The 23,671-nt window shown below is 36.3% G+C and carries 20 protein-coding genes; 13 read left to right on the plus strand and 7 right to left on the minus strand.

The annotated features are described in order from the left end of the window. The first annotated feature begins 53 nt into the window (after window positions 1-53). The 3 genes from C7H19_RS08360 to C7H19_RS08370 all read left to right on the plus strand — a co-directional run bounded on the left by C7H19_RS08360 (window position 54) and on the right by C7H19_RS08370 (window position 2,787). Window positions 54-593 carry an NADPH-dependent FMN reductase gene (locus tag C7H19_RS08360; RefSeq protein WP_106456413.1) on the plus strand — a complete coding sequence of 180 codons (540 nt, stop codon included), beginning with the start codon at window positions 54-56 and terminating at the stop codon, window positions 591-593. A gap of 127 nt (window positions 594-720) precedes the next feature. Beyond that, window positions 721-1,761 carry a polysaccharide pyruvyl transferase CsaB gene (gene csaB / locus C7H19_RS08365; protein ID WP_106456414.1) on the plus strand — a complete coding sequence of 347 codons (1,041 nt, stop codon included), beginning with the start codon at window positions 721-723 and terminating at the stop codon, window positions 1,759-1,761. Between the two features lie 90 nt (window positions 1,762-1,851). Then, window positions 1,852-2,787 (plus strand): hypothetical protein, encoded by a 936-nt coding sequence (locus C7H19_RS08370; protein ID WP_106456415.1) that lies wholly within the window; start codon window positions 1,852-1,854, stop codon window positions 2,785-2,787. Between the two features lie 129 nt (window positions 2,788-2,916). On the opposite strand, the gene C7H19_RS08375 is transcribed toward C7H19_RS08370, so the two are convergent. Together C7H19_RS08375 and C7H19_RS08380 are read right to left on the minus strand one after the other, a co-directional pair. Next, window positions 2,917-3,732 (minus strand): DALR anticodon-binding domain-containing protein, encoded by an 816-nt coding sequence (locus C7H19_RS08375; protein ID WP_106456416.1) that lies wholly within the window; start codon window positions 3,730-3,732, stop codon window positions 2,917-2,919. Continuing rightward, on the minus strand, window positions 3,725-4,642 hold the full coding sequence (locus tag C7H19_RS08380; protein WP_106456417.1) for an Rpn family recombination-promoting nuclease/putative transposase: 918 nt from the start codon (window positions 4,640-4,642) through the stop codon (window positions 3,725-3,727). Before C7H19_RS08380 ends, C7H19_RS08375 begins: the two co-directional genes overlap by 8 nt. 218 nt (window positions 4,643-4,860) lie before the next feature. Here C7H19_RS08380 and C7H19_RS08385 point away from each other — a divergent pair, with 218 nt between their 5' ends. Next, window positions 4,861-5,535, plus strand: a complete 675-nt coding sequence (locus C7H19_RS08385; protein ID WP_106456418.1) for a Crp/Fnr family transcriptional regulator — start codon at window positions 4,861-4,863, stop codon at window positions 5,533-5,535. A 226-nt stretch (window positions 5,536-5,761) separates the two neighbouring features. On the opposite strand, the gene C7H19_RS26685 is transcribed toward C7H19_RS08385, so the two are convergent. Then, window positions 5,762-6,415, minus strand: coding sequence for a PEP-CTERM sorting domain-containing protein (locus C7H19_RS26685; protein WP_245927385.1), 654 nt, complete (start codon window positions 6,413-6,415; stop codon window positions 5,762-5,764). A 425-nt stretch (window positions 6,416-6,840) separates the two neighbouring features. Between C7H19_RS26685 and crtA the strand changes: the two genes are divergently transcribed. The 9 genes from crtA (at window position 6,841) to C7H19_RS08435 (ending at window position 20,451) form a co-directional block, all read left to right on the plus strand. Beyond that, a complete protein-coding gene (gene crtA / locus C7H19_RS08395) occupies window positions 6,841-7,671 on the plus strand; it encodes a cyanoexosortase A (protein ID WP_106456419.1) in 831 nt (276 codons plus the stop codon). Window positions 7,672-7,676: 5 nt separating this feature from the next. After that, window positions 7,677-8,363 (plus strand): cyanoexosortase A system-associated protein, encoded by a 687-nt coding sequence (locus C7H19_RS08400; RefSeq protein WP_106456420.1) that lies wholly within the window; start codon window positions 7,677-7,679, stop codon window positions 8,361-8,363. 54 nt (window positions 8,364-8,417) lie between these two features. Further along, window positions 8,418-9,083, plus strand: coding sequence for a PspA/IM30 family protein (locus tag C7H19_RS08405; protein WP_106456421.1), 666 nt, complete (start codon window positions 8,418-8,420; stop codon window positions 9,081-9,083). Window positions 9,084-9,507: 424 nt separating this feature from the next. Next, window positions 9,508-12,261, plus strand: coding sequence for a Mu transposase C-terminal domain-containing protein (locus C7H19_RS08410; protein ID WP_106456422.1), 2,754 nt, complete (start codon window positions 9,508-9,510; stop codon window positions 12,259-12,261). Continuing rightward, the gene (locus tag C7H19_RS08415) at window positions 12,261-13,385 is read left to right on the plus strand and encodes an ATP-binding protein (protein WP_106456423.1); all 1,125 of its coding nucleotides are present in this window, start codon (window positions 12,261-12,263) and stop codon (window positions 13,383-13,385) included. Before C7H19_RS08410 ends, C7H19_RS08415 begins: the two co-directional genes overlap by 1 nt. After that, on the plus strand, window positions 13,382-14,371 hold the full coding sequence (locus tag C7H19_RS08420) for a TniQ family protein (protein WP_106456424.1): 990 nt from the start codon (window positions 13,382-13,384) through the stop codon (window positions 14,369-14,371). The genes C7H19_RS08415 and C7H19_RS08420 overlap by 4 nt, the downstream gene beginning before the upstream one ends. Before the next feature lie 137 nt (window positions 14,372-14,508). Next, window positions 14,509-17,259: a type I restriction endonuclease subunit R gene (locus tag C7H19_RS08425; protein WP_106456425.1), complete on the plus strand. Its 2,751-nt coding sequence runs from the start codon at window positions 14,509-14,511 to the stop codon at window positions 17,257-17,259. 37 nt (window positions 17,260-17,296) lie between these two features. Beyond that, entirely contained in the window at window positions 17,297-18,916 is a 1,620-nt protein-coding gene (locus C7H19_RS08430; RefSeq protein ID WP_106456426.1) for a restriction endonuclease subunit S, read from the plus strand. Between the two features lie 47 nt (window positions 18,917-18,963). Further along, window positions 18,964-20,451: a class I SAM-dependent DNA methyltransferase gene (locus C7H19_RS08435; RefSeq protein WP_106456427.1), complete on the plus strand. Its 1,488-nt coding sequence runs from the start codon at window positions 18,964-18,966 to the stop codon at window positions 20,449-20,451. Window positions 20,452-20,988: 537 nt separating this feature from the next. On the opposite strand, the gene cas5 is transcribed toward C7H19_RS08435, so the two are convergent. From cas5 to C7H19_RS08455, 4 genes are all read right to left on the minus strand, one after another. Beyond that, complete coding sequence (gene cas5 / locus C7H19_RS08440) at window positions 20,989-21,627, minus strand: type I-MYXAN CRISPR-associated protein Cas5/Cmx5/DevS (RefSeq protein WP_106456428.1); 639 nt, start codon at window positions 21,625-21,627, stop codon at window positions 20,989-20,991. Next, window positions 21,624-22,604: a CRISPR-associated protein gene (locus tag C7H19_RS08445; RefSeq protein ID WP_106456429.1), complete on the minus strand. Its 981-nt coding sequence runs from the start codon at window positions 22,602-22,604 to the stop codon at window positions 21,624-21,626. Before C7H19_RS08445 ends, cas5 begins: the two co-directional genes overlap by 4 nt. Beyond that, on the minus strand, window positions 22,588-23,001 hold the full coding sequence (cas8a1, locus tag C7H19_RS08450) for a CRISPR-associated protein Cas8a1/Csx13 (RefSeq protein WP_146136502.1): 414 nt from the start codon (window positions 22,999-23,001) through the stop codon (window positions 22,588-22,590). Before cas8a1 ends, C7H19_RS08445 begins: the two co-directional genes overlap by 17 nt. Before the next feature lie 32 nt (window positions 23,002-23,033). Next, the coding region (locus C7H19_RS08455; protein ID WP_146136503.1) for a transposase at window positions 23,034-23,671 on the minus strand (638 nt) is incomplete at its 5' end.

Here is a 23,671-nt window from a genome sequence, read left to right on the forward strand (position 1 = left end):
CCTTTTAAATTTGTTAGATTATATGTAGTCGTTATGAGTTCGCTTTAAGAGTTATGGTTAAAATCGTTGGGTTAAATGGCAGTTTACGCGCCGAATCCTATAGCGCACAAGCCTTAGAAGTAGCAGCTACACGAGTTCAAGCGTTAGGTGCAGACATGGAAATTTTAGACCTCAGAACGCTTAATTTACCGTTTTGTCACGGTGGTGATGATTATTCAGACTATCCCGATGTTGCTAGGTTATGTCAAACGGTGAAAGAAGCAGATGGGTTAATTCTATCCACACCAGAGTATCACGGTTCAGTTAGTGGTGTTTTGAAGAATGCCTTAGATTTAATGGGTTTTGAGGAATTAACGGGAAAAGTAACAGGATTAATTAGTGTACTGGGTGGTCAACCTAATAGTAACGCACTCAACGATTTACGGGTGATTATGCGGTGGGTTCACGCATTTGTGATCCCAGATCAAATTGCAATTGGACAAACTTGGAAAGCCTTTGATCAAGATGGTAAACTCTTAGATCAAAAATTATCCCAACGTTTTGATCAATTTGCCCAGAGTTTAGTCGAAACTACTCAAAAATTAAAAGCGTAAAAATTTGGGTTTGGCAACCAAACCCCTACGAGTTGAAGGTTTTATTTGTAGGGATAATGTTTCTAAACCCAATATTATATACAATCAATGTATATAATTGCTCTACTGATAGGAAAGGAATAGGGCGATGAAAGCGGTTATTTGTGGATATTATGGTAAAGGAAATGGTGGTGATGAAGCCCTTTTAGTATCGCTGTTGCAAATGTTACCACCACAGATCACCCCTATTGTTTTATCGAATAACCCCAAACAAACCCAAAAAAGTTACGGTGTCGAGAGTTATTATAGTCGATCGACATTTGATGTTTTAAAAGCCCTCAAGCATTCTGATGTCTTTATTTGGGGGGGTGGTAGCTTGATGCAGGATGTGACGAGTGCAGCCAGTCCGGTTTATTATGGTGGTTTGATGGCTTTAGCTCAACAACAAGGACTAAAAACCGTTGCTTGGGCTCAGGGAATTGGTCCGTTGAAACGTCCTTTGACACGCTGGATCACAAAACAGGTTTTACAAAATTGTACTGCAATTAGCGTTAGGGATTACGGTTCAGCTAAATTAGTCGCCGAATGGAATATTAATCCAATTGTAGCACCCGATCCCGTATGGGCATTAGAAGCTACACCTTTTTTGCAGTTAATTGATTTACGTGCGCCAAGAGTTGCGGTAAACTTACGATCGCATCCTCTATTAACACCACAACGTCTCGAAGTTCTCACACAAGCGTTAGTCGATTTTCAAAAAGCCACCCAAGCATTTATTTTACTGGTTCCCTTCCAATTGTCCCAAGATTTAGACATTGCGCGTTCTATTGCTCAAAGACTTCCAAATAATGATCATCAAATTATAACTTTAGAAGATCCCAGACAATTAAAAGGATTATTTCGCGGGGTAGAAATGCTAATTGGAATGCGTTTACATAGTCTTATTATGGCAGCAGCCGAAAATTGTCGCTGTTTTGCTCTCTCGTATGATCCCAAAGTCACTCGGTTAATGGAAGAAATTAATATACTAGGATGGGAACTTTTTTCACTCCCTGAACAGTCTCATCAGATCAGTAAAGCTTGGATTGAACACTATGCTAATGGTGAAGCCTTAAGTAGCGATCGTATTCATTCTTTAATTGATCGAGCTTTGATGCACCAAGAAATTTTAGAAAAATTAGCTCAGTAGATATATCTTAAGGGATAACTTGGCTCGGAACGTTCACCATTACGGTTTCGTCATAAAACATAAAAAGGTTGTCTCTACAAAGAAATCCATATGACGGAAACTAACCATCGTTCTATAGACAATTTTCTGGAAAGTTTAGAACCGACTTCCCCTGTAGTAGAAATATTTGATGTTGATATTGAATCGACTAAAACTGACTGGTTTGCGGTAGCTCAATCTTTACGTCAACAAAACCAGAATCTAAACAAAACCATTGTACAGTTAGAACAATCTCTGTGTGACGCGCAACAAAATCTACAAATTCAGACAAGACGAGTTCGTAGCGCCCAAATGTTGATTAATCAACAAACCGAAGAACTCAACCAAACCCCTGAAAAAATTGCTCAACTCAAAAGTGAATTAGAATCGAATCAACAAACCATACAACAACAACAAAATGTCATAAATCATCTTTCTGCACAATTAGAAAAAACACAAGAACAATTAGCTTATCTTGAACGAGAATGCGCTCTTTTACAAGAGGAAAAAACGGGAAAAACCCATCAACTCCTCACCGCAGAAAAACATATGCAAGAGTTACAATCTCGGTTACTTCGCCAGCAACGCTATACTTTGCAATATAAATCTGCTTTAGAAAAAATTTCGGAGAATGAAACCAATCTATCAACAAAAGTCATTCCACTTCTTCCTAAAAATTCGTCTATTCAACCTTGGACAAATGTTAAAAACGAGTTAGAAACGCCAAAGCAAGAAAGTATGAATGCTTGGATTGAACGAGCGCCGGACGAACAAAACGCAATTACATCAGATGGTAATTATGCTATTGTTGAGTCTAATCAGAGACATTCTTTAGAAGATGAGTTATTAGTCGAATTAGAAGACAATGAACCTGTTTCAAAACCTCAAAAAATTCCCAATAACTCGAAAAACTTGTCTTTTTCGATTATTTCCTCTAATTCAAATTGGAAAAAACCATCTTCTAAATCTGTAGATTTACCGACTTTCCTGCGAGAACAATCATCATAAACAACAATCAGAAACCGAAAATCAGAAAAAGAACCGACGACTGGCCGCGTTTCGTCTCGGTTCTCTTTCTGGTTCGCTCCTCACACTATTTAGAGTATATCTATAAGTATCCGTTTTGTCACGGAGTCTTTAAAGTTCCATTAAAGGAATCACTCCGAGTTTTTCCGTAAGTCCAAACCGTAATAAAAGTTGTACGATCGCAATCATTCCTAAACGAGCTTGTGCTAAAGTAAGATCCTGACGCTTTACTTCTCCCCATATCCGACAAGACTGTTCAAATTTTAAAAAAGTGTTACTCAGATCTGATGCGATTTTGATTGAATTTACTCTATCCTTACCATCAATAACTTTTATAATTTGGGCAATTAGTTCTTGTTCTTCGGCTTGTTGCCAGATTATATGATTAAAAATAACTAGATTAGGCGATAACCAAAACCAAGTTAGCTGATGAAAATCTAATGTTTTTAGTTGAATAAGATGATCTAAATGACCTAAGCGTAACAGTGAACAGCATCTTGCATGAGCATATTGTATGAGAAAAATTTCATCATTGATGTCTGTTGGGTGTTGATTGAATAAGGATAAAGGATAGTTAGCTAAAAATAATTCAGGCAATTTTTGTAACCATTGATTGATCTCACTATATTTAATTAAAAATTCTAATAAGCCATAATTATTACAAAAAACTTCAATTTCTAATTGATATTTCGCCTCTAATACTAAGCAATTATAAATAATTTTGTGATTAATTTCTTGAGCTAATTTTAAATTTCCTTTAGCTAATTTTAGAGCAATAGAACATTGATAAATTATTCCTAATTCGGAATGAATCAGATAAAAAGAAAGAGAATTAATATTAAATGATGAGAGATTGATTAAGAGATATTGTTCAAGCGATCGCTCAATAGAAAGATCAGTTAAAGGTAAATTAAATTGACTATTCACTTTTAAGTTGTAAAACTTCTTCTATCGTTAAACCTGTTTTTTGGCTAATCATTTCCTCATCTAAAATATCGAGTAATTGTCTCGCAATTTCGATTTGAGCTTCTTTTTTTCCTTGTTCGATACCTTGTTCGATACCTTGTTCGATACCTTGTTCGATACCTTGTTGAATACCTTGTTCGATACCTTGGGCTAACCCCTGATTAACTGCTTTTATAATAGCATTTCGTTGATCTTGAATAAAGATTTCACGATGTTCTACGTCTTCTAATTCCTCTCTAGTAAGATTAGCTTGATGAGCGAGTCTAAAAGCTTTTTGAATTTCTGGAATTTCTTCCATGCTCTCAGGAACTTCGCCTAATCTTCGGGCTTCTTTGAGAAAATATAGCCATTTATCAGCAATCGTTTCTAACTCCTCTAATGGCTTAGTAAACTTAGGTAATTCTACAAAAACTAATTCAATATCATAAACTGAATAATCAATTAAATACTCAGTCTCTTTTAGAGCAAAACGAGAAATTAATTTATCAAACTGAGAAAACATGATAAAATCGGTTATCGTCAGGGCAATAACAGGATTAAGCCGACTATAACTATCCCGAATATCCAGTTGCATAGAATAAGCTTTTGCCGCATTATAGAGAATTCTTTTCTCAAATCCTTCTACATTGAGTACTTGCATTTCTATAATAACTGTTTGCCCTGTTTTTAATTTGGCCTTAACGTCTAAATAAGTATCTTTCATCCCTCTAATTCTGGGAGCTAAATAGGGATTGATAATAACTAAATCTTCAATCGTCGGATTTTCTTGATATAAAAGAGCATTTAAAAAACTAATAAGAATATCCTTACTTTCTTCTGAGCCAAATATTTTTTTAAAAGCGAAATCTGTTTTCGGGTTGATAAAGACCATAGAACATCAGTGAGCGCTCGACTAGCTTTATTGTAGCTCTGTGGAAAAATTAATCGAATAAACTGCAACATTCTCTGGTAATCTTAAATAAATTAGTAATTTATACTTATTCTTTTAACTCATAACTCGGCCTTTTCGATGGATTTTTTGTTACCATCGATTAACGTGTCCTATCCTGACTTAATATCACTTTGACTGACTTGTCAGATTTGTACCGAATGTCACCCTCTATTCAGTTTCCCGAGCTAAATCAACCCCTTCTCAAAAAATCCGATGTTTTTGCTTGGGCAAAGTCTCACTACCGCGATCGCACTTTCAGCAAAGATGAACAGATCCCGACCCGTTCTGGGTTAATCTATTTAGTAGAACAAGGGGCGATCCGGATTGTTGGACAATCCCAAATGAATGTGTTAAACACAAAAGCAACCGAAGAAATTACCAGCGAAGAAGTATTTTTAGGTTTTATCGGAGAGGGGCAACCCTTTGAAATTGTCTCTCAGCCTCAGTTTAAGCTACAAGCTTATTCTCATCTTGATGAGACGGTTCTAATTTGGATTTATTGGCAAGACTTAGAACTTTTACCGAATTTGCGTCAAGAAATTTTTGAATCATTTCGCTATCAGCATCAACGTAAACTATTTTGGCTAAGTATTTTAGGTCAAAAACGTTCTGTCGATCGTTTGATGGGGTTTCTTAACTTGCTTGTCGAAGAATACGGTAAACCTTGTGAACAAGGCTATTATCTACCTTATCCTTTAACTCATAGTCAGATGGCTAGTGCAATTGGTACAACCCGCGTTACAGTGACTCGTCTGATGGGAAAACTTCGTCAACAGGGTTTAATTTTTCTCTATGATGAGCATTTAATCGGTTTACCTAAATTATTACAGTAACATCAAGACTTAGAAAACAAATAAAGATAATCTAAAGATCGTTGGGATTGAAGAATGCTAAAAGCCAATTTAATAAATTTACGCATCTTTTGTCCCAATGACCTGTATTTTAAGCTTAAAGTCAGAAAGCAAACCTCTTTTTAACTGGATTTTGTTTAAGTTATTTTTTATTATTTCCCAAAAAAAAGCAGGTCACTTACCTGCCTTCAAGAACTAATCTAAAGATTTAGCAGTCTTTTTTCGCTAACCGTTTCTTGAAGAATGCACCAAAACCAGCAGCAGCACCCGCACCGAGCATCGTTAAAGGTTCTGGAACTGCTGTACCTGGTGGGACTGTTCCAATCATTTTAGTACTACCACCACCGCCATTAGGTCCAGGGCCTGAAGTTTGAGCGCGTATCGCTAGACTTTGATTATAAAAATCGTTTACACTCACACCACTAACTGTAAGCATTGTAGACTTTAGTAAACCACTACTAGAACCTGAATCACCAAAGGTAATACCTACTTCAAAAGGCCCAGCAGGAGTAACATTATTACCACCCCCCATATTGTTACCATTTAAGGCAACATTAAAAGCAGTAACATCGGTTCCTGTAACATTAGTAGCATTGGCACTTCCAGCAAGATTAAAGAAAAGACCAAAAAGATCCCCATTATTAGGTGATGTAGCAGATTGTGCTAGGCTTATTGTGACTCCTCCACCTAGGATATCCGTAAGAGTAACATCATAGAAAATCGGAGTTGTATCAGCAGAAATTTTCGTGTTGACTTGAAAATTAACCGTTGCTGCATTCGCTGTATCAAAGATGGAAGGGACAAAAGCAACACCCGCCGCTAAAACAGATGTCCCAAGTAAAACAGAAAGGCGATTTGTCATTTGCGTAAACCTTATGTAGGCTATTGATTATTTTTGTGGATACAAAAACTATTTGTTGATCAAAGTTAATGAAATCTTTTAATAGTTGATATAGCATTTCTGTATCTTTATGCCTTAAATTATACAAAAGTGATGTTTTAGATCAATATGAGTCTTGTATAACTTTATGTATAACTTATGTATAACTTTAGAAAAAATGTTATTTTTTTCAAACAATATACAAAATCTTTAGTTTTCTTTTGCTAAAACCTCAAGAAAAACTAAAATATTAGATATCAGCCGTATCGTAATGAAGAAGAATTAGGAGTGTGAAGATTTATCAAGTTGCTAAAATTAAATCAAAAACTTAATATCAAACGATTTGAGTCGGTGGTCATTAAGATAAATAAAAGCTAAATCAATATTCTGCTTAACAAAAAACTTTTATGGAATGGACTAAATATTTACAAAAATCGACTTACTGGTTACTCGCATTAGGGGTGGCACTTGCGACACTTCATCTAACGATACTCGATCGCAGTAGTGAACCAAACCTGATGAGTTTAAGTATACTGCTATGGTTGGCGATCGGATCTTTGCTATGGGATAAACGTCATAACCTACACTTAGAAAGTGATTTTGTTTCTACCTTGGTTGGCTTTTCCTTGATTATGCTAATTTTATTAAGAGGACTTGCACCAAGCGGTTATCATCTAAAAATTTCGCCTTTTGTTTCGGGTGTGGGACTCGCGTTGATGGCTTCTGGGGTAAAAAGATTGTATGATTATTGGAAAGAGTTATTAATCTTAGGTTTATTAGTTCTTTATACTCCTTTTGCCAATATTTTACAAGCGATTGATTTACCCTTATTAACTGCAAAAGTTTCTACTTTTATCCTTTGGTTTAATGGATTTAATGTTTATCGAGAAGGTGTTAATATCAATTTACCTACTGGAAAAGTCGAAGTTTATGGAGCTTGTTCGGGTATCGATAGTATTTTATTAATGTTTAATATTGCTGTTTTATTCTTTTTACTCATTCCGATTAAACCCATACAAAGAATCGTTTGCTTAGTTCTAGCAATTATTTTAGGATTTATCGTTAATGCTTTTCGAGTTGCTTTGATGGCTATTTTAGTCGCTGCAAGAAATACAGAAGCTTTTGAATATTGGCATGGTAATGATGGTAGTCTGATTTTTTCAGTTATTGGTGTAGTGTTATTTGGACTTTTTTGCTGGTTTGCTTATGTTCGTCCTTTTGCTACTTTGAAGGAATAATTTAGATGAAGTATCTTAAAATTAATAAATGGGAAGGTTTTAGAATATCTTTAATTGCTTTAGCACTTGGTGGCGTGGCTGTTGTGTTGGGGAATGAATTCTTATCAGGAAAAAAAGAGCAAGAAACCGCAATTAAGGTAACTCTCCCTGCTCAGATTCCTTTATCTAATTGGCAATTTATCAAATCAAACCCAATAGCGGCAAAAAATGAAAATAAATCAGATATAGGACAACTTTATCAATATCGTAATGGAAATGATACTCTAGAAATTGACACTAGATATCAATTTTACACCGATGGAAATGCCAGCAGATTATTAATGGTATATCAAAGAATTCCACCCGCTACCCTCATTCCACAGACGAAATATAAAAAGGATTTGGGTTATTATTATTTGTTTGATTATCAGAATAAAGCTTATTTGAGTGCTTGTATGCCACCAAAAGGGGAAACAACTGTTACTCAACAACAGTATGTGAATAACCGTTCTCGTTATGGTTGGAGTATTCCTAGAGCGTTTGGGTGGCTTTTAGGACAACAAGATCTTTATGATGGTCGTTGTTTATGGACGGTTTTTTCGATGCCTGTCGATCTCTATTTTAATCCTGATGCGATCGATCACGCAGCCCTGAAACTAGAAACCGCTTGGTTTGAATGGTATCGTTGGTGGCAAAATCAGCCTTTTCCTTAATGCTAAAAAACTTGTTATAACTTGATCAAGAGGAATTGCTGAAGGTGTAAGGTAATGGGTTTTTTAGATCGTATGGGGCATTTCATTCGCTCCCAAATCAATAACTTGATCCTTGAAAACGAAGATCCAGAAAAGATCCTCGAAGAAACAGTAACAGCTATGGAACAAGAACTAATACGGATGCGACAGGGATTAGCTGAAGCGATCGCCACTCATAAACGCACAGAACGGCAATATAGTCAATACCAAAAAGCGGCTCAAACTTGGCACGATCGCGCTCAAATGGCTTTAGATAAGGGAAATGAAACTTTAGCCAAAGAAGCTCTCGTTAAATGGAACAATTATCAAACGAGTGCATCACCTTTTAAAAATCAACTGGAACCACAACGAAGCATTATTAATCGCTTAAAAAAAGATTTACTCAGTTTAGAACAACAATATACAGAAGCGAAAACCAAAAAAAGTTTATATATTGCTAGATTACGAACTGCATCAGCTTCTCAGAAAATGCAAGAATACCTAAGCGATTTGAATTCAAGAAATATTTTTGAACGAGTGGAAACCAAAATTATCGAATTAGAGTCACAAGCGGAGTTATCGAGTGCTTACCATGATCCTCTAGAACGACAATTTATATCTTTAGAAGAGGGAAACGACGTAGAAAACGAGTTTGCTAAAATGAAAGCCCGTGACTTCAATCATCCTACTCCAGAATCATAGTTGTGAATGCCAGAGCCTGTGGAAAACTTGTGGAAAACTAAATTAATTGAAGAGTGCTGATTTTTGGTCAAAACCCGAAATAAGTAAGCATTTGGAGCTTTTAAATAGGTATAAAATCGAGTGAGCAATCCCTGGGGAAAAATCGCTCAATTAATTTTTCATCGGAAATTTTAGATCTCTTACCCCGTCCTTAAGGACTACTCAATATCATTTAAAGTTTGATTTTGCCGTCATTTAAAGCTAGGTTTTGCCGCTACCTTCTCTTAAACCCCATAACTCCGTTTAATAAATCTCCTAAATTAATAACTTTTTAAAGCCTGAATTTGCCGAAATAGAATTTTTAAAGTTTGACATTGCCGAAATAGACTAAACTTATTATAATGTTTTCATTAGTAAACTCGTATTAACTTTAGGAAAGATACTTATGCTTTCCGATGCCAAATTTCAAGCTTGGTGTAGCAATCTTAAACTTTCTGATGATCAGATAGACTATATTAATCAAATTCGGACTTCACCCCCTGTTCGCAAAGTACAAGGAAATGCAAGAAACGTTCATGGGCCCTATGCCAGTACAAAAATGGGCAGAACGATTCAATTTGAGTCTCATACAGTAGAACTACCAGCTATTACTCAATTCTATGAATATGATGATCAAGTTTTAGAATACTGGGATCAACCAATTAAATTTACTATCAAATGCTCACCTCAAGGGAAACAAGCCACCCTTATCTCTCATTATCCTGATTTCTTTGTCATGAAGGAGAATAGCTGTGGTTTTGAAGAATGGAAGACAGAATCAAAATTAGAGCAACTTAGTGAGAAATACCCTTATCGTTATCAAAATATAGAGGGGCAGTGGGTAGATGTTATCGTTCAACAATATGTTGAGAACTTAGGCTATTATTATCGTCTTCGCTCAGATAGCGAAATAGATTGGGTCAAATACCGCAATCAAAAATATTTGCAACCCTACAAGCAAGGATATTTAAAGCAACAATACATTATTGATGAGAAGATAGAAGCTCATCTTAAAGAAATTATCATAAATAATCCTGGTATTAACCTTACAAATTTGCTTGAGAGGGCAAAAAATGCCACTATTGACGATCTTAATATCTTAATTGCTCTCGAAAAAGTATATGTGAATCTCAGCGAAGTAGCTTTGGTAGAACAAGAAAAAGTTCATTTATTCCGCGACCAAGCTACAGCCGAAGCCTATATTACTGCTACTCATGATTATCGCGATCCCGTATCTAGCAGTGTGCAGATAGTTGATCTTAAAGTTGGGTCATCATTTCTATTAGATGGAAAAAGTATCACAATTGATCATATTGGAGAGAGCAAAATTATTCTTAAAGGCGAACAAGGTATTATTCGCTGGACTCATGCAGAATTCCAACAATTAGTTGAATTAGGAGAAATCAACAATCTTCAGACAGAAAATCATACAACATTAGACGAGGATGGATGGCAATACTTTTTAGAAGCCAGTCCCAAAGCGTTAGAAACTGCAAATGAGCGTTATGAAATCATCAAGCCTTATTTAGATGGAGAAGTTTATAGTTCTCAAGAATGCGATACTTCAGAGCGAACAATACGTTACTGGAAAGCAAAATATCGGAGAGCGCAACAAGAGTACGGATGTGGTTTTATTGGCTTAATTCCTCAACACAAAGGAAACTCAACACCTCGCTATTGTGATGAGGATTTGGCAATACTTGATAAAGTAATTGAGGAACATTATGAATCTTTTAAACAAAAGAATGTTTGGCAAACTTATGAGATTTTGAAAGATAGATGGAAAGAATTAAGACGAATATCTCCTTTGCCAAGTCATACCTTCTATTACGAAAGAGTGAAAAAACGAAACAGTTATCAACAAACTAAAAGAAGAATGGGTTCCCGTGCAGCCAATAATTATTTAGGGCCTTGGTTAATTCGACCCACTACACCCCGTCATGGAGATCGTCCCCTTGAAATTGTGCATATTGACCATACACAGCTAGATATTCAGTGTGTATGTCCCTATAGTGGCAAAAACTTAGGCAGACCTTGGGTAACAGGTATGATTGATGCCTACAGTCGGCGAATTTTAGCCTTATATTTAACCTTTGATCATCCGAGTTATCGGTCTTGTATGATGGCTATTCGCATCTGTGTACAAAGGTTTGGGAGATTTCCTGAATGGATTGTTGTAGATAACGGAAAAGAGTTTAAATCTACTTATTTTGAAACCTTATTAGCACGATTTGAAGCAAGTAAAAAGCATCGCCCTAAAGATGTGCCAAAATTCAGTTCTATTATTGAACGTTGGTTTGGCTCACAGAATACTGAATTTATTAATAATTTAAGGGGTAATACCCAAATTATGAAACACGTACGACTTGTTAAGAAAGAGAATAATCCAAAAAACTTAGCGATTTGGAATTTGGAAGAATTATACGATTATTTAGCTTTTGGTTATGCTTACGGAGTTTATGATAGAACAGAACATCCAGCATTAGAGGGAATGTCTCCTCAAGAAGCCTTTGAATTAGGTTTAGCTAAAACAGGACATCGCCCTCATCAATATATTAAGTATGATGAGCAATTCAAGATTCTAACCTTGCCTACAAATAATAAGGGAACAGCTAAAGTTATTCCAGGTAAGGGAATAAGGATTAACTATCAAGATTATTGGACAGACGAATTTTATAGTGTGGAAAATAAATCAATTCCTATTCGTTATGATCCTCTTGATTATGGGGTTGCTTATGCTTATGTTAATAATCATTGGATCAAGTGTCTATCAAACTATTATATGAAGTTTCAAGGCTTTTCGGAGAAAGCAATATCTATAGCAACAACTGTTTGTAGAAGAAAACAACAAAACTATAATCAAAGTCAATATGTAGGAGCAAAAGAGATTATTGATTTGCTCAATAATGCCGAGGAACATGAAGAATTAATGCTTCAACTTCGTCGAGATCAATCAGCTAAATTAGTCTATAATTTAATTGAAGGAAATCTTAGTAGTGCCGTATTAAATTCGTCAAGTTTTGCACCTCCTTCACTTCAAAGTAATCAAAAGATTGAGGTAGATATTTTAGAGATGGAAGAAGCTATTTTACAACCTAATATATCTAAAGAACTTGACCTCAATAATATTCAGCCTTTTACTGAAGAGGAATTATGGTAATGGAGAGAAATAGACCTTTTTCGCCTGAAATATTACAATACTCAACCGAGAATAAACTTAAATATTTTAAAGATGTTATTGTTCCTCATCGCAATATCAGAATTATCTTAAATCAGCTACTCAAAAATGCTATAGAACCAGACGATGCTTTGGTGTATCTTGTTTTTGGTGTAACTGGTGTAGGTAAATCTCGGTTAAAAGCAGAATTTGAAAAACGATTACTTAAACATTTTGAAGATGAAATCACCTCTAATCCAGGAAGTTTGATCGTTGGTGGAATAGAGGTAGATGCTGCTGAAGGCGGAAAGTTTAACTATTCAGATTACTATATTCAGGTTTTGGAGTCTTTAAAAGAAGTTTTAATTGAATATAAAGAAAATTATCAAATTCATTCAGAAGATGATAACTCAGATTATTTAGTGGGAGATCATGAAGGTAAAAATGCTAAGGCTCTGCGCCGAGCGTTAAATAAAGTTTTTATCAATCGTCAGTTAAAAGCTTATACACTAGACGAGGCCCAGCATTTATTTGATGTTGCGGGGGGAAGGCAAATTAATGTTCAAATGAACTGGCTTAAATCAATTGCCAATAAAACTCAAACTCTTCATGTTCTCTTTGGAACGTATGATCTTTTAAAATGTCAAGAGGTAAATGGTCAAGTAGGAAGAAGAAGTGAAGATTTTTATCTGCCTCCCTATTATCTTGAAAAATTAGAAGATCAGGAAGAATTTATTAGGGTAATTAAGACATTACAACAATATTTACCTATTTCAGATGAACCTCAGTTAGAGGAACATTGGAAATATTTTATGGAATACTCTATTGGATGTGTAGGTATTCTTAAAAGTTGGTGGTATCGTTCTCTTAAAAATGCGTTGGACGATGGGGCTAAAACAGTCAGACTGAAAGATTTTAAAGCGAGAGAATTATCCGCAGGAAGACGAAAAAAAATTCGAGATGAGTTAGCAGAAGGAGAAAGACGTTTAAAAAATTTATATACTGAACAAAAACCTCACAAGACAGAACCAGTCTTGGACAGTCAAGCTTCATCAACAAAGAAAATTAGGAAAGTAGGTGAGCGTAAGGTAGGTAGGGACTTAGTAGGAGTTCAACAAACGGAATGAGTATTTATGAGGTACTTTGGAGTCCTCAACGTTTAGAAATTCCTCAACGGAGTCGGTTATTTCGTCTTGAACCTGTAGGAGTGGGAACTCCATACACAGAGAGCCTCAGCAGTTATCTCAATCGTTTAGCACAGGAGCATTGTTTAACAACTCAAAAGCTTGTTATGGGAGAAATTGCACCACTTATCCTGATAAATGAGGATAATGCTGGATTGCTGCAAAAAAATGTGAGTCACTTATTAAGTAATAGCGATGCTAAACCTGCTATCAACGGAATGCGGGAGATGACGGGACAGTTAGTAACCGTCTTAGAACAATTAACGATGCGTCAAGATTTACGCTTTTTGTCCCTTTTCTGTTGGAAGGGAATAATTCATGAGCGAGGATTATTTCGGAACACTCGTGCTTGGTGTCATTGCTGTTTGGAAGAATGGAAGCAAGAGAAGAAAATTATATATGAACCCTTATTATGGTCATTTAAGGATGTAGAAGTTTGTTTAAGGCATCAACAGCGATTAATTGAAGAATGCCCTTACTGCGGTTCACGTTCACCCGTTATCTCAAGGCTATCATCGTTGGGCTTCTGTTCTCACTGTTATGAATGGTTAGGAAAAGATACTAAAGAACAGGAAAATGTAGAACAGTATCGAGTGACTATTCAAGGAATCGGTGAATTAATTGCACTCACTCCTCAATTAAGATACGAACCGATTTCAATTGAGTTAACCCGAAAGTTACAGCTAATTTTATTGGTGTTTGAGCAAGCAATTGGTAAAGATTTGAAGTTACTTGGGGAATTGGGGGGAATAATGGAGCCGTTGAAGATTGCAGCAAAGCAACATCAAAAAAAGCCTTATCATTTAGTGAAGTTAATCATTCCAGTTTGTGAAAAAGCTAAGATTAGCGTATCACAGTTGTTTTTGTTTAATTTTAAGGAGTTAGGAGAAATCTTATTTAAGAATTTTGATTTGGAGTTAAGGTTATAGAAATATAGTCTCAAGCGATTAAAACGTTTATACTACTAAAGTCTTAAACTCAATCTTTTAGGTAAAAATTGTTAATTTATTTGCTAAATTGGGCAAGCTAAGTCATAAGCTTAACTTTATTATTGATATAGCTAAAAATGCCCTCGGCGAACCAAACCCCCGAAAATCAAGCCCGTGACCTCATTGACCAAAAACTGTATCAAGCAGGATGGGACATTCAAGACAAAAACGCCATCGATTTTAATGCCAGCTTAGGAATAGCCGTTCGAGAGTATCAAACCGATGCAGGATTTGTCGATTATGCGCTTTTTGTTGATAGAAAGCCAGTGGGAATTATTGAAGCCAAACGAGACGAAGAAGGTCATCGCCTAACTGTTGTGGAAGAACAATCCAGAGAATATGCTGATAGCAAGTTAAAACACATCAATAATCAACCTCTGCCTTTTATTTATGAAAGCACAGGAAAGCTAACTCGTTTTACTGACCGTCGTGACCCGAAACCCCGTTCCCGTCTCGTTTTTTCTTTCCATCGTCCTGAAACCTTCCAAGAATGGCTAACTCAACCCAAAAGCCTGCGAGATAGACTCTTTGATATTTCAGAGCTTGACCCCAGTAAGCTAAGAAATTGTCAAGTTACAGCAATTAACAATTTAGAACAGTCATTTAGGCGTAATTTACCTCGTGCTTTAGTTCAAATGGCTACAGGTAGCGGAAAAACCTTTACTGCAATTACTGCCATTTATCGCTTATTAAAGTTTGCTGATGCCAAGCGCGTCTTATTTCTCGTTGATACAAAAAATCTGGGAGAACAAGCCGAACAAGAGTTTATGAGCTTTGTTCCCAATGATGATAATCGAAAATTTACCGAACTCTACAATGTTCAACGTCTTTCATCTAATTATCTTGCCAAAGATGCTCAGGTCTGTATCTCCACGATTCAACGTCTTTATTCCATTCTCAAAGGTGAACCTTTAGACGAGGCTGCTGAAGAAACGAACCCAAATGAGATGGTACAACCCAGACAACCTGTTCCCGTTGTTTATAATCCAAGAGTTCCGATTGAATTTTTTGATTTTATTGTCATTGATGAATGTCATCGCTCCATTTACAATATCTGGCAACAGGTTTTAGATTATTTCGATGCGTTCCTCATTGGTTTAACCGCCACTCCTGATATTCGTACCTTTGGCTTTTTTAATGAAAACGTAGTCAGCGAATACACTCATGAACAAGCGGTCATGGATGGTGTAAACGTAGGCTATGAGATTTATACGATTGAAACCGAAATCACTAAAAATGGTAGTCGCTTAATAGCCCAAGAATTCATCGAAAAACGAGAAAAGCTAACCCGTGAAAAACGCTGGACACAAATTGATGAAGATATAACCTATACAGGTTCACAATTAGACCGCGATATCGTTAATCCTAGTCAAATACGTCAGATTATACGCACTTTTCGAGATAAACTACCTGAAATATTCCCGCATCGTCAAGAAGTTCCTAAAACTCTTATCTTTGCTAAAGATGATAGCCATGCCGATGATATTATCAACATGGTACGGGAAGAATTTAACGAGGGAAATGATTTTTGTAAAAAAGTTACCTACAAAGCCAAAGAAGACCCTAAATCGGTATTAGCTCAGTTCCGCAATAACTATAATCCTCGTATTGCTGTTACCGTCGATATGATTGCTACAGGAACCGATGTCAGACCCCTTGAATGTCTCATCTTTATGCGGGATGTCAAATCTCGAAACTACTACGAACAGATGAAAGGACGAGGAACACGCACCCTTAACCACGATGAGTTAATAAAAGTTTCTGGTTCTGCCCCATCTGCTAAAACTCACTTTGTTATTATCGATGCAGTAGGTGTCGAAAAATCGGTTAAAACGGATAGTCGCCCTTTAGAGTCAAAGCGTAGTGTTCCCCTCAAAGACCTGATGATGGGCATCATGATGGGGGCAACTGATACCGATGCTTATACTTCTCTTGCAGGAAGATTAGCACGTTTAGAACGGCAAGTCACCTCAGAAGAAGCCCAAAAAGTTCAAGAATTGACTCAAGGCGCAACACTGGGAGATATTGCCAAAGCGTTATTGAATACCTGTGACTCTGATGTAATAGCTAATACGGCTGAACGAGATTATCAAACCAAGAATCCTACACCTGAACAGCTAGAATCAACGCAAGAAAACTTATCCCGTCAAGTTTCTAGCTTATTTACAGGACAACTTATTGAATACTTAGATAAGGTTCGCCAAGTCCATGAACAGTATATCGATACCCATAATCTCGATAGAGTAATTTATGCAGGATGGAATCAAGAACAACAAACACAAAATGAAACCTTGATAACAGACTTTAAAGCTTTTATTGAAGCAAATAAAGATGAAATTACAGCCCTGCGTATCCTATATAATTTACCTTATCAACAGCGTCCCGTTACCTATCGAATGGTCAAGGAAGTATTAGATATTCTTAAAAAAGACCGTCCCCACCTTGCACCGTTAAGGGTATGGCAAGCTTATGAACAGGTAGAACAGGTCAACAGTCAACCCATTAATGAGTTAACTGCCCTTGTTGCTTTAATACGGCGAGTTATTGGCTTGGATGAAACCTTAACTCCCCATGAAAACCGTGTTAATCGTGCCTTTCAAGCCTGGATTTTTCATAAACAGGCGGGAGCTTCAGTAAAATTTAATGAAGAACAGATGCAGTGGCTACGAGCGATGAAAGAACATATTATTAGTTCTTTTGCCTTAGAAAGAGAAGATTTAGACTATGCACCTTTTGATAGTATGGGTGGTTTAGGAAAACTTTATCAGCTTTTTGGCGATGAGATGGAGGCGATTATTGAGGAGTTAAATACTGCTTTGGTAGTGTAAAGGAAATTGATAAAGGTAATGGATAAGTAATAGAAAAATGACAGAGATAAACAGAGAGAATTCAGAGTTACCAAAGGGATGGGTTATAGTCCCAATGCAAAAAATAGCATATCAAATTACTGATGGAACTCATAAAACCCCAAATTATAAAAATAATGGAATAAGATTTATTTCTATTAAAAACATTAGACCATATAAGCCTATTAACTGGGAATCCTATGAAAAATATATCTCTGAAGATGAACATCAAGAGTTAATTAAGAGATGTAAACCTGAATATGATGACATTCTTTTTCCAAGAATTGGAACTTTAGGCTTTGCAAAAAGAATAGACTTTAAAGAAACAGTATCAATATTTGTTGGTTTAGGACTAATTAAACCTCATAAGAATATTGTTATTTCTAAATATGTTGAATATTTTATGAATAGTCCTATTATTTATAATTTATCTCATAAAAAAGCGACTGGAACAGGTAGAAAAACTCTTCCTTTGGAGGAAAGTCGCAGATTTCCTTTTCTTCTTCCTCCGCTGTCTGAACAACATCGTATCGTTGATAAAATCGAAGAATTATTTTCAGAACTAGATAAGGGAGTAGAATTACTAAAAAAATCCCTAAAGCAACTTAAAATCTACCGTCAAGCCGTCTTAAAATCTGCTTTTGAGGGTAAACTTACCGAAGCATGGCGCACCGAACACCAAGACACCCTAGAAGATGCCCAAACCCTCCTTACTCAAATTAAAGCTGAGAGAGAATGCCGATATCAACAACAATTAGAAGAATGGAAAAAAGCGGTTAAAGATTGGGAAGCAAACGGCAAAGATGGCAAAAAGCCTACTAAACCTCAAAAACCAAACGAGTTACCCCCGTTAACTGAGGAAGAATTAAGTGAGTTACCGAGTTTACCTGATGGATGGTTATATGTAAAAGCTGAAGAGATTTCAGATTTTATTACAAAAGGGACAACACCATCAAAAAATGAGCTTTTTGAGGATTTCGGAGATATTCCATTTATTAAAGTTTATAATCTTACTAATAATGGACAATTAGACTTTTCGATAAAGCCTACTTTTGTATCTTTAGCAACTCATCAAGGCTTTTTAAGTCGTTCAAAAGTTTTTCCAAATGATATATTGATGAATATTGTTGGGCCACCTTTAGGAAAAGTTTCATTAGTACCTGATAAATTTAAAGAATGGAATATTAATCAGGCAATTGTTAGATATAGAGTATTTAATATTTTATTGAATAAATATTTACTGTATTATCTTTTGTCTCAAGTTACTATTGATAGAATTTCAAAAAGAGCAAAAGCAACAGCAGGACAATTTAATCTAACTTTAGAAATTTGTCGTGATGCTGAAATTCCTATTTGTTCTTTTCACGAACAATCGCAAATCGTTCAAGAAATAGAATCCCGTTTATCAATTTGTGACCAATTAGAAACCACTATTACCGAAAATATAGAAAAAGCAGAAGCTTTGCGTCAAAGTATCCTAAAACGTGCCTTTGAAGGGAAGCTTGTCCCTCAAAACCCTGATGATGAACCCGCCAGCGAACTATTAAAACGCATTCAAGCTGAAAAAACGGATGAAACATCAAAGAATTCTTCTAAACAACTCGAACTAGATGTTACATCTGCATCATTTCACAGTTAATGTTTAGAACAAACTTCCCATGTAAACCCACTATTAAAACTTAACCGATGAACACTGCTTCAATTGTTTCCAAAGTTTGGAGTTTCTGTAATACCTTGCGAGATGATGGCGTAGGTTATGGAGACTATCTAGAACAACTCACCTACCTTTTATTTCTCAAAATGGCGGACGAATACGCCAAACCCCCCTACAACCGCAAAAGCGGTATTCCCTTCGACTACGACTGGCAAAGCCTCCGAAGCAAACGAGGCACAGAGTTAGAAGCCCATTATCTCGTTACATTACGGGAATTAGGGCAAAAAAAAGGCTTACTCGGTCAAATCTTCACCAAAGCACAGAACAAAATCCAAGACCCCGCCAAGCTTTACAAAATCATCGCCATGATAGACGAAGAAAACTGGGTGATGATGGGGGCAGATGTCAAAGGCGATATCTATGAAGGATTATTAGAAAAAAACGCTGAAGATACTAAAAGCGGTGCAGGACAATACTTTACCCCCCGTGCGCTTATTTGGGCGATGGTAGAATGCTTACGTCCCGAACCGATGAAAACCATTGCTGACCCTGCTTGCGGTACAGGCGGATTTTTCCTCGCTGCTTATGACTTTTTGGTAAAAAACCATAGATTAGACCGAGAACAAAAAGAATTTCTCAAAAAAAGCACTTTTCGAGGGAATGAAATTGTTGCCAATACCCGACGTATGGCACTGATGAATATGTTTTTGCATAACATCGGTGATATTGACGATGAACTTTGTTTTATTGCTTCTACTGATGCTCTAATTGCTCCACCCTTTGAAAGCGTTGATTATGTGCTTGCTAATCCTCCTTTTGGGAAAAAAAGCAGTCTCACTTTCACTAATGAAGAAGGGGAGCAAGACCAAGAAGACTTAACCTATAATCGTCAGGACTTTTGGGCAACTACTTCTAACAAACAACTTAACTTTGTGCAGCATATCCGCGCCATGCTGAAAACGACAGGTAAAGCAGCAGTTGTTGTTCCTGATAACGTTCTCTTTGAAGGCGGTGCGGGGGAAACCGTCCGAAAACAGCTTTTGTTAAATACTGACTTGCATACCATTCTCAGACTTCCTACAGGTGTTTTTTATAAACAAGGAGTCAAAGCAAACGTCATCTTTTTTGATAACAAACCCGCAGCTAAACAACATTGGACAAAAGAAATTTGGTTTTATGACTTTCGCACCAATATTCACTTTACTCTTAAGAAAAATCCTCTCAAAAAAGACGACTTAGAGGACTTTATCACTTGTTATAGCTCTGAAAATCGTCACAATTGTACAGAAACTTACTCAGAAAATAACCCCGAAGGACGCTGGCGCAAATTTACATATGAAGAAATCATCGCACGGGATAAAACCAGCCTAGATATTTTCTGGCTCAAAGATAAGAGTTTAACCGACCTCGATAACCTTCCTGCTCCCGACATTCTAGCTTTAGAGATACTGGAAAACCTTGAAGCTGGATTAGAAAGCTTTCGTACCATTGTAGGAAGCTTGGAAGAAACAGAGGTCTAAGATTCATCCTCAGTTTGATTGAGGAACAAAAAATGGGATTGTAAAGTAACGCCTAACGGCATTAAGCCACGAATCACTCTGGAGGATTGGTGACTTGCGATTCTTGAAACTCTTGAGCAACGCCTAACGGCATTAAGCCACGAATCACATCTTCGTCGAGGTTGGACAAAAATTCGCCAAACTTTGAGCAACGCCTAACGACATTAAGCCACGAATCACCACCAATCTTCGATCCAGACAAGATGACGGCAAACTTGAGCAACGCCTAACGGCATTAAGCCACGAATCACGGCAAAGGCTAAGACCCTTGACTGACCAAAGCTTATTTACAATCTTACAAGTATCTTCTAGATAGAAAACCCAAAAACACAAAATTTATTAATTTCAACTCTTCCTTCAAACTCACAAACCCAGTTTTCATAAACCTTTCAAAGTTTTGCAAGCATCTTTTTACCTTGCAAAATTGCCCTATTATTTACTCTGTAACCTTTTGCATCATTTTTATTCATAAAACCCTTTTTCTATTAGAGGTACTTGTCAAATAGGAGATTGTATTGTAGTCCACGCTAAATCAGGAGGCGATAGCCTTGAGTTTTCATCAACCCGATACCTTAAAAATCGCGTGTTTCGTGACCCTACATGGTCAACCCAGTAAGGTAACGTCAACTCTCCACGATAATCTCTTATCACCCACCGTCTTACTCCCTCTAAATAATCTTCGGGGACGAGTTTTATCGTCTTCAACAACTGGTCACTTTCTCCTAGAAATAGACACCCAAAACGCTTAACTAATTCAGGATGGTCAAAAGCTAACTGTATTCTCTCCTTTAAACTCGGTTGGCTTTTCTCAGTGTCAGAACGAACCCAGATCATACACTTGAGATTCGATAAAATCTCTTGATAAGCGGGATTAATATTTTCAGGATGGCTAAAATCAGTATTTTTAAATCGTCTCATTTGGCGTAAAATTCGAGACTTTTCAGGTTTAGACAACATAGCGATCGCCAGTTCTACCCCACAATGACGATAGACATTGGTTTCCCCTACCAAAGACAGTAGCATTCCATAAACTGTTGAAGGTGGAGGAACTGGGTAGGTTTTTCCCATCTCCCTTGCATGAGACTCCCGAAAAGTAGCAAAAGGAACATCTAAATAGAGAATGAGTGGCGTTATCATGACGATTGATTTAACCTCAAATCTCTTGTAATTACTTCTTTTAAATCTTCAACGAGTGTTCTTCGATTACGATAAAGATGCACTTTACTAAGATTTAATTTCTCAAAATTCTCTAACTGCTGTAATTCTTCGACAATAGGCCCTCCAAACCATAGTTCATTAGACTCAATTTGCCCACATTCTATTTCGTTTACAAAATCTTTTTTAAGTTTAATTTTTTTCTCTGTAGCATCACAAGCTTCAAAACAATAGGAAACATATGATGAAAAATGATTTGTCCATTGAAAAACAAAACTATCGGGTAGGAAAGGATAATTAAAAATATTACTATTTCCCCCTACTTTAGGAATATCCATAATTCCATCTATAAGTTCAAAAATACGAGATTGAACATTTAGATGAGTGGCATTTACGCCAAAATAATATTGATAACGAGTTGCATGATATTCTGTAAAGTGAAGAGATGTACTATCTTTCTCTCTACCACTTTTTGCTCCTAATAATAATGCTCCATTATATGGAGTTAAAGAAATAGCATGATTCATCGCTAATGCTCCCATTCGTTGATTATTATTGCTAACTTGCGTTTGATTTCTTCGTCGTCGTCGGCTAGATGGTGGTGCTTCCCCTTCATTATTTTCATTTTCAGCAGACTCCAATAAAGCAAACCCAAAAATATCATCATCGTAAAATTGTTCAGGGTCAAAAGCCTCATTTATTAAACGATTAATATGTTCATTTTCATCCCAAACTCTATTAACTAAATATCCTTTCTTTTGAAGATAAAATCGTAACGCCCAACGAATAGCACTTGAGCTAACTAAGGAATGAATTTTGTTTTCCCAAAATACTTTTTGTAATAGAGTTTTATTTCCTTGCCTCATACCATGATTTAAGGATGCTAAACCATAGCGTGTAATGACTGTTCCATACAGATAATAGTTGATAATTTCTTCTTGATTATTTTGACTCATCATCAACTCCTTCCACTTCTTGATTCTCTGAAATTAATTCATCATTTGTATCAGTAAGCCTCTTTTTAGGTTGATAACTTGCTATTGCTAATAATGACCAAATTCTGAGCTTTTCCCAAGAAATTTCTTCAATTATTGAGAAACACATTTCATGATTTTTATATAAAAATTTATTTATCCCTCCTCTCGCCAAAAAATCTGCTATAAAGTGCTGAAATGACAATTCATCATAACAACAATTTAACTCTGCTCTTAATTTATCAACTTTCTTATAAATTGGGGGATCTGTTCCTTCACCTGCTTTGGCATAGATTTTAGCAAAATAGACAGACATAGCATATTGAAAACTTTCAACAAAAGTAATATATTTTTCTTGAAGCTCACTGGTTTCTGACATCATCCCTCTTCTGTCACTTGAGGATAGAAAATTAATTAACCTGTCAAAAAATGGAAAGGAGACCGTCCTGAGAAACAAAGAGTAGAGAAGCCTAAAAAGTGATTCATTTCTTCAATTAATTGTAGAAAGCACCTTCGGAATTTCGGAATTTTAAAAACTTCTAACCAAGGTTGTATCAAATTATAAAAAGTGTAGGGTTGCAAAATTAAACGTAAATTATTAAGCGCACTTTTCCAAGTTGTTCCTTCTTCCCATAAGGGATGATGACTGAGTTGAGAAGTAGACAGGTCAGTGGATTCGTTTTTTGAGGAGCAGACAGATTCTAATTGAAAATAATTGGCTTGAAGGCTGACTAAAAGATAGGCACTCATCACAATTTCCCACCATCTTTCGATACTAGTGTAGTCCGTTACTCGAAAATCAGCCCATCCTAATTCATCTTTAATTTGTTTGAAGCCATACTCAATCCAATTCCTCAAACTGTATAAAGGAGCCACTTGTTTTTGGATGTTCCCCTCTAGGTTCGTCATGATATACCAACTGTCATCACCTTTAAGGTCAGGGGTCTCTTTTTTACTGATTTGGTAGTAGCGAATTGTTCGCCGTCGACCAAAGATAATCTCTCTAATATAGCGAGTTTCAGTTTTCCGTCTTTGTAGTTTCTGTTGATAAG

Origin of the sequence: Aphanothece hegewaldii CCALA 016, assembly GCF_003007785.1 — a bacterium.
Classification (GTDB): Bacteria; Cyanobacteriota; Cyanobacteriia; order Cyanobacteriales; family Microcystaceae; genus Chroococcus; species Chroococcus hegewaldii.

Coding starts and splice junctions, on each gene's coding strand:
- C7H19_RS08360 (WP_106456413.1), top strand. CDS start 54: ATGGTTAAAATCGTTGGGTTAAATGGCAGTTTACGCGCCGAATCCTAT.
- csaB (WP_106456414.1), top strand. CDS start 721: ATGAAAGCGGTTATTTGTGGATATTATGGTAAAGGAAATGGTGGTGAT.
- C7H19_RS08370 (WP_106456415.1), top strand. CDS start 1,852: ATGACGGAAACTAACCATCGTTCTATAGACAATTTTCTGGAAAGTTTA.
- C7H19_RS08380 (WP_106456417.1), bottom strand. CDS start 4,642: ATGGTCTTTATCAACCCGAAAACAGATTTCGCTTTTAAAAAAATATTT.
- C7H19_RS08385 (WP_106456418.1), top strand. CDS start 4,861: ATGTCACCCTCTATTCAGTTTCCCGAGCTAAATCAACCCCTTCTCAAA.
- C7H19_RS26685 (WP_245927385.1), bottom strand. CDS start 6,415: ATGACAAATCGCCTTTCTGTTTTACTTGGGACATCTGTTTTAGCGGCG.
- crtA (WP_106456419.1), top strand. CDS start 6,841: ATGGAATGGACTAAATATTTACAAAAATCGACTTACTGGTTACTCGCA.
- C7H19_RS08400 (WP_106456420.1), top strand. CDS start 7,677: ATGAAGTATCTTAAAATTAATAAATGGGAAGGTTTTAGAATATCTTTA.
- C7H19_RS08405 (WP_106456421.1), top strand. CDS start 8,418: ATGGGTTTTTTAGATCGTATGGGGCATTTCATTCGCTCCCAAATCAAT.
- C7H19_RS08410 (WP_106456422.1), top strand. CDS start 9,508: ATGCTTTCCGATGCCAAATTTCAAGCTTGGTGTAGCAATCTTAAACTT.
- C7H19_RS08415 (WP_106456423.1), top strand. CDS start 12,261: ATGGAGAGAAATAGACCTTTTTCGCCTGAAATATTACAATACTCAACC.
- C7H19_RS08420 (WP_106456424.1), top strand. CDS start 13,382: ATGAGTATTTATGAGGTACTTTGGAGTCCTCAACGTTTAGAAATTCCT.
- C7H19_RS08425 (WP_106456425.1), top strand. CDS start 14,509: ATGCCCTCGGCGAACCAAACCCCCGAAAATCAAGCCCGTGACCTCATT.
- C7H19_RS08430 (WP_106456426.1), top strand. CDS start 17,297: ATGACAGAGATAAACAGAGAGAATTCAGAGTTACCAAAGGGATGGGTT.
- C7H19_RS08435 (WP_106456427.1), top strand. CDS start 18,964: ATGAACACTGCTTCAATTGTTTCCAAAGTTTGGAGTTTCTGTAATACC.
- cas5 (WP_106456428.1), bottom strand. CDS start 21,627: ATGATAACGCCACTCATTCTCTATTTAGATGTTCCTTTTGCTACTTTT.
- C7H19_RS08445 (WP_106456429.1), bottom strand. CDS start 22,604: ATGATGAGTCAAAATAATCAAGAAGAAATTATCAACTATTATCTGTAT.
- cas8a1 (WP_146136502.1), bottom strand. CDS start 23,001: ATGATGTCAGAAACCAGTGAGCTTCAAGAAAAATATATTACTTTTGTT.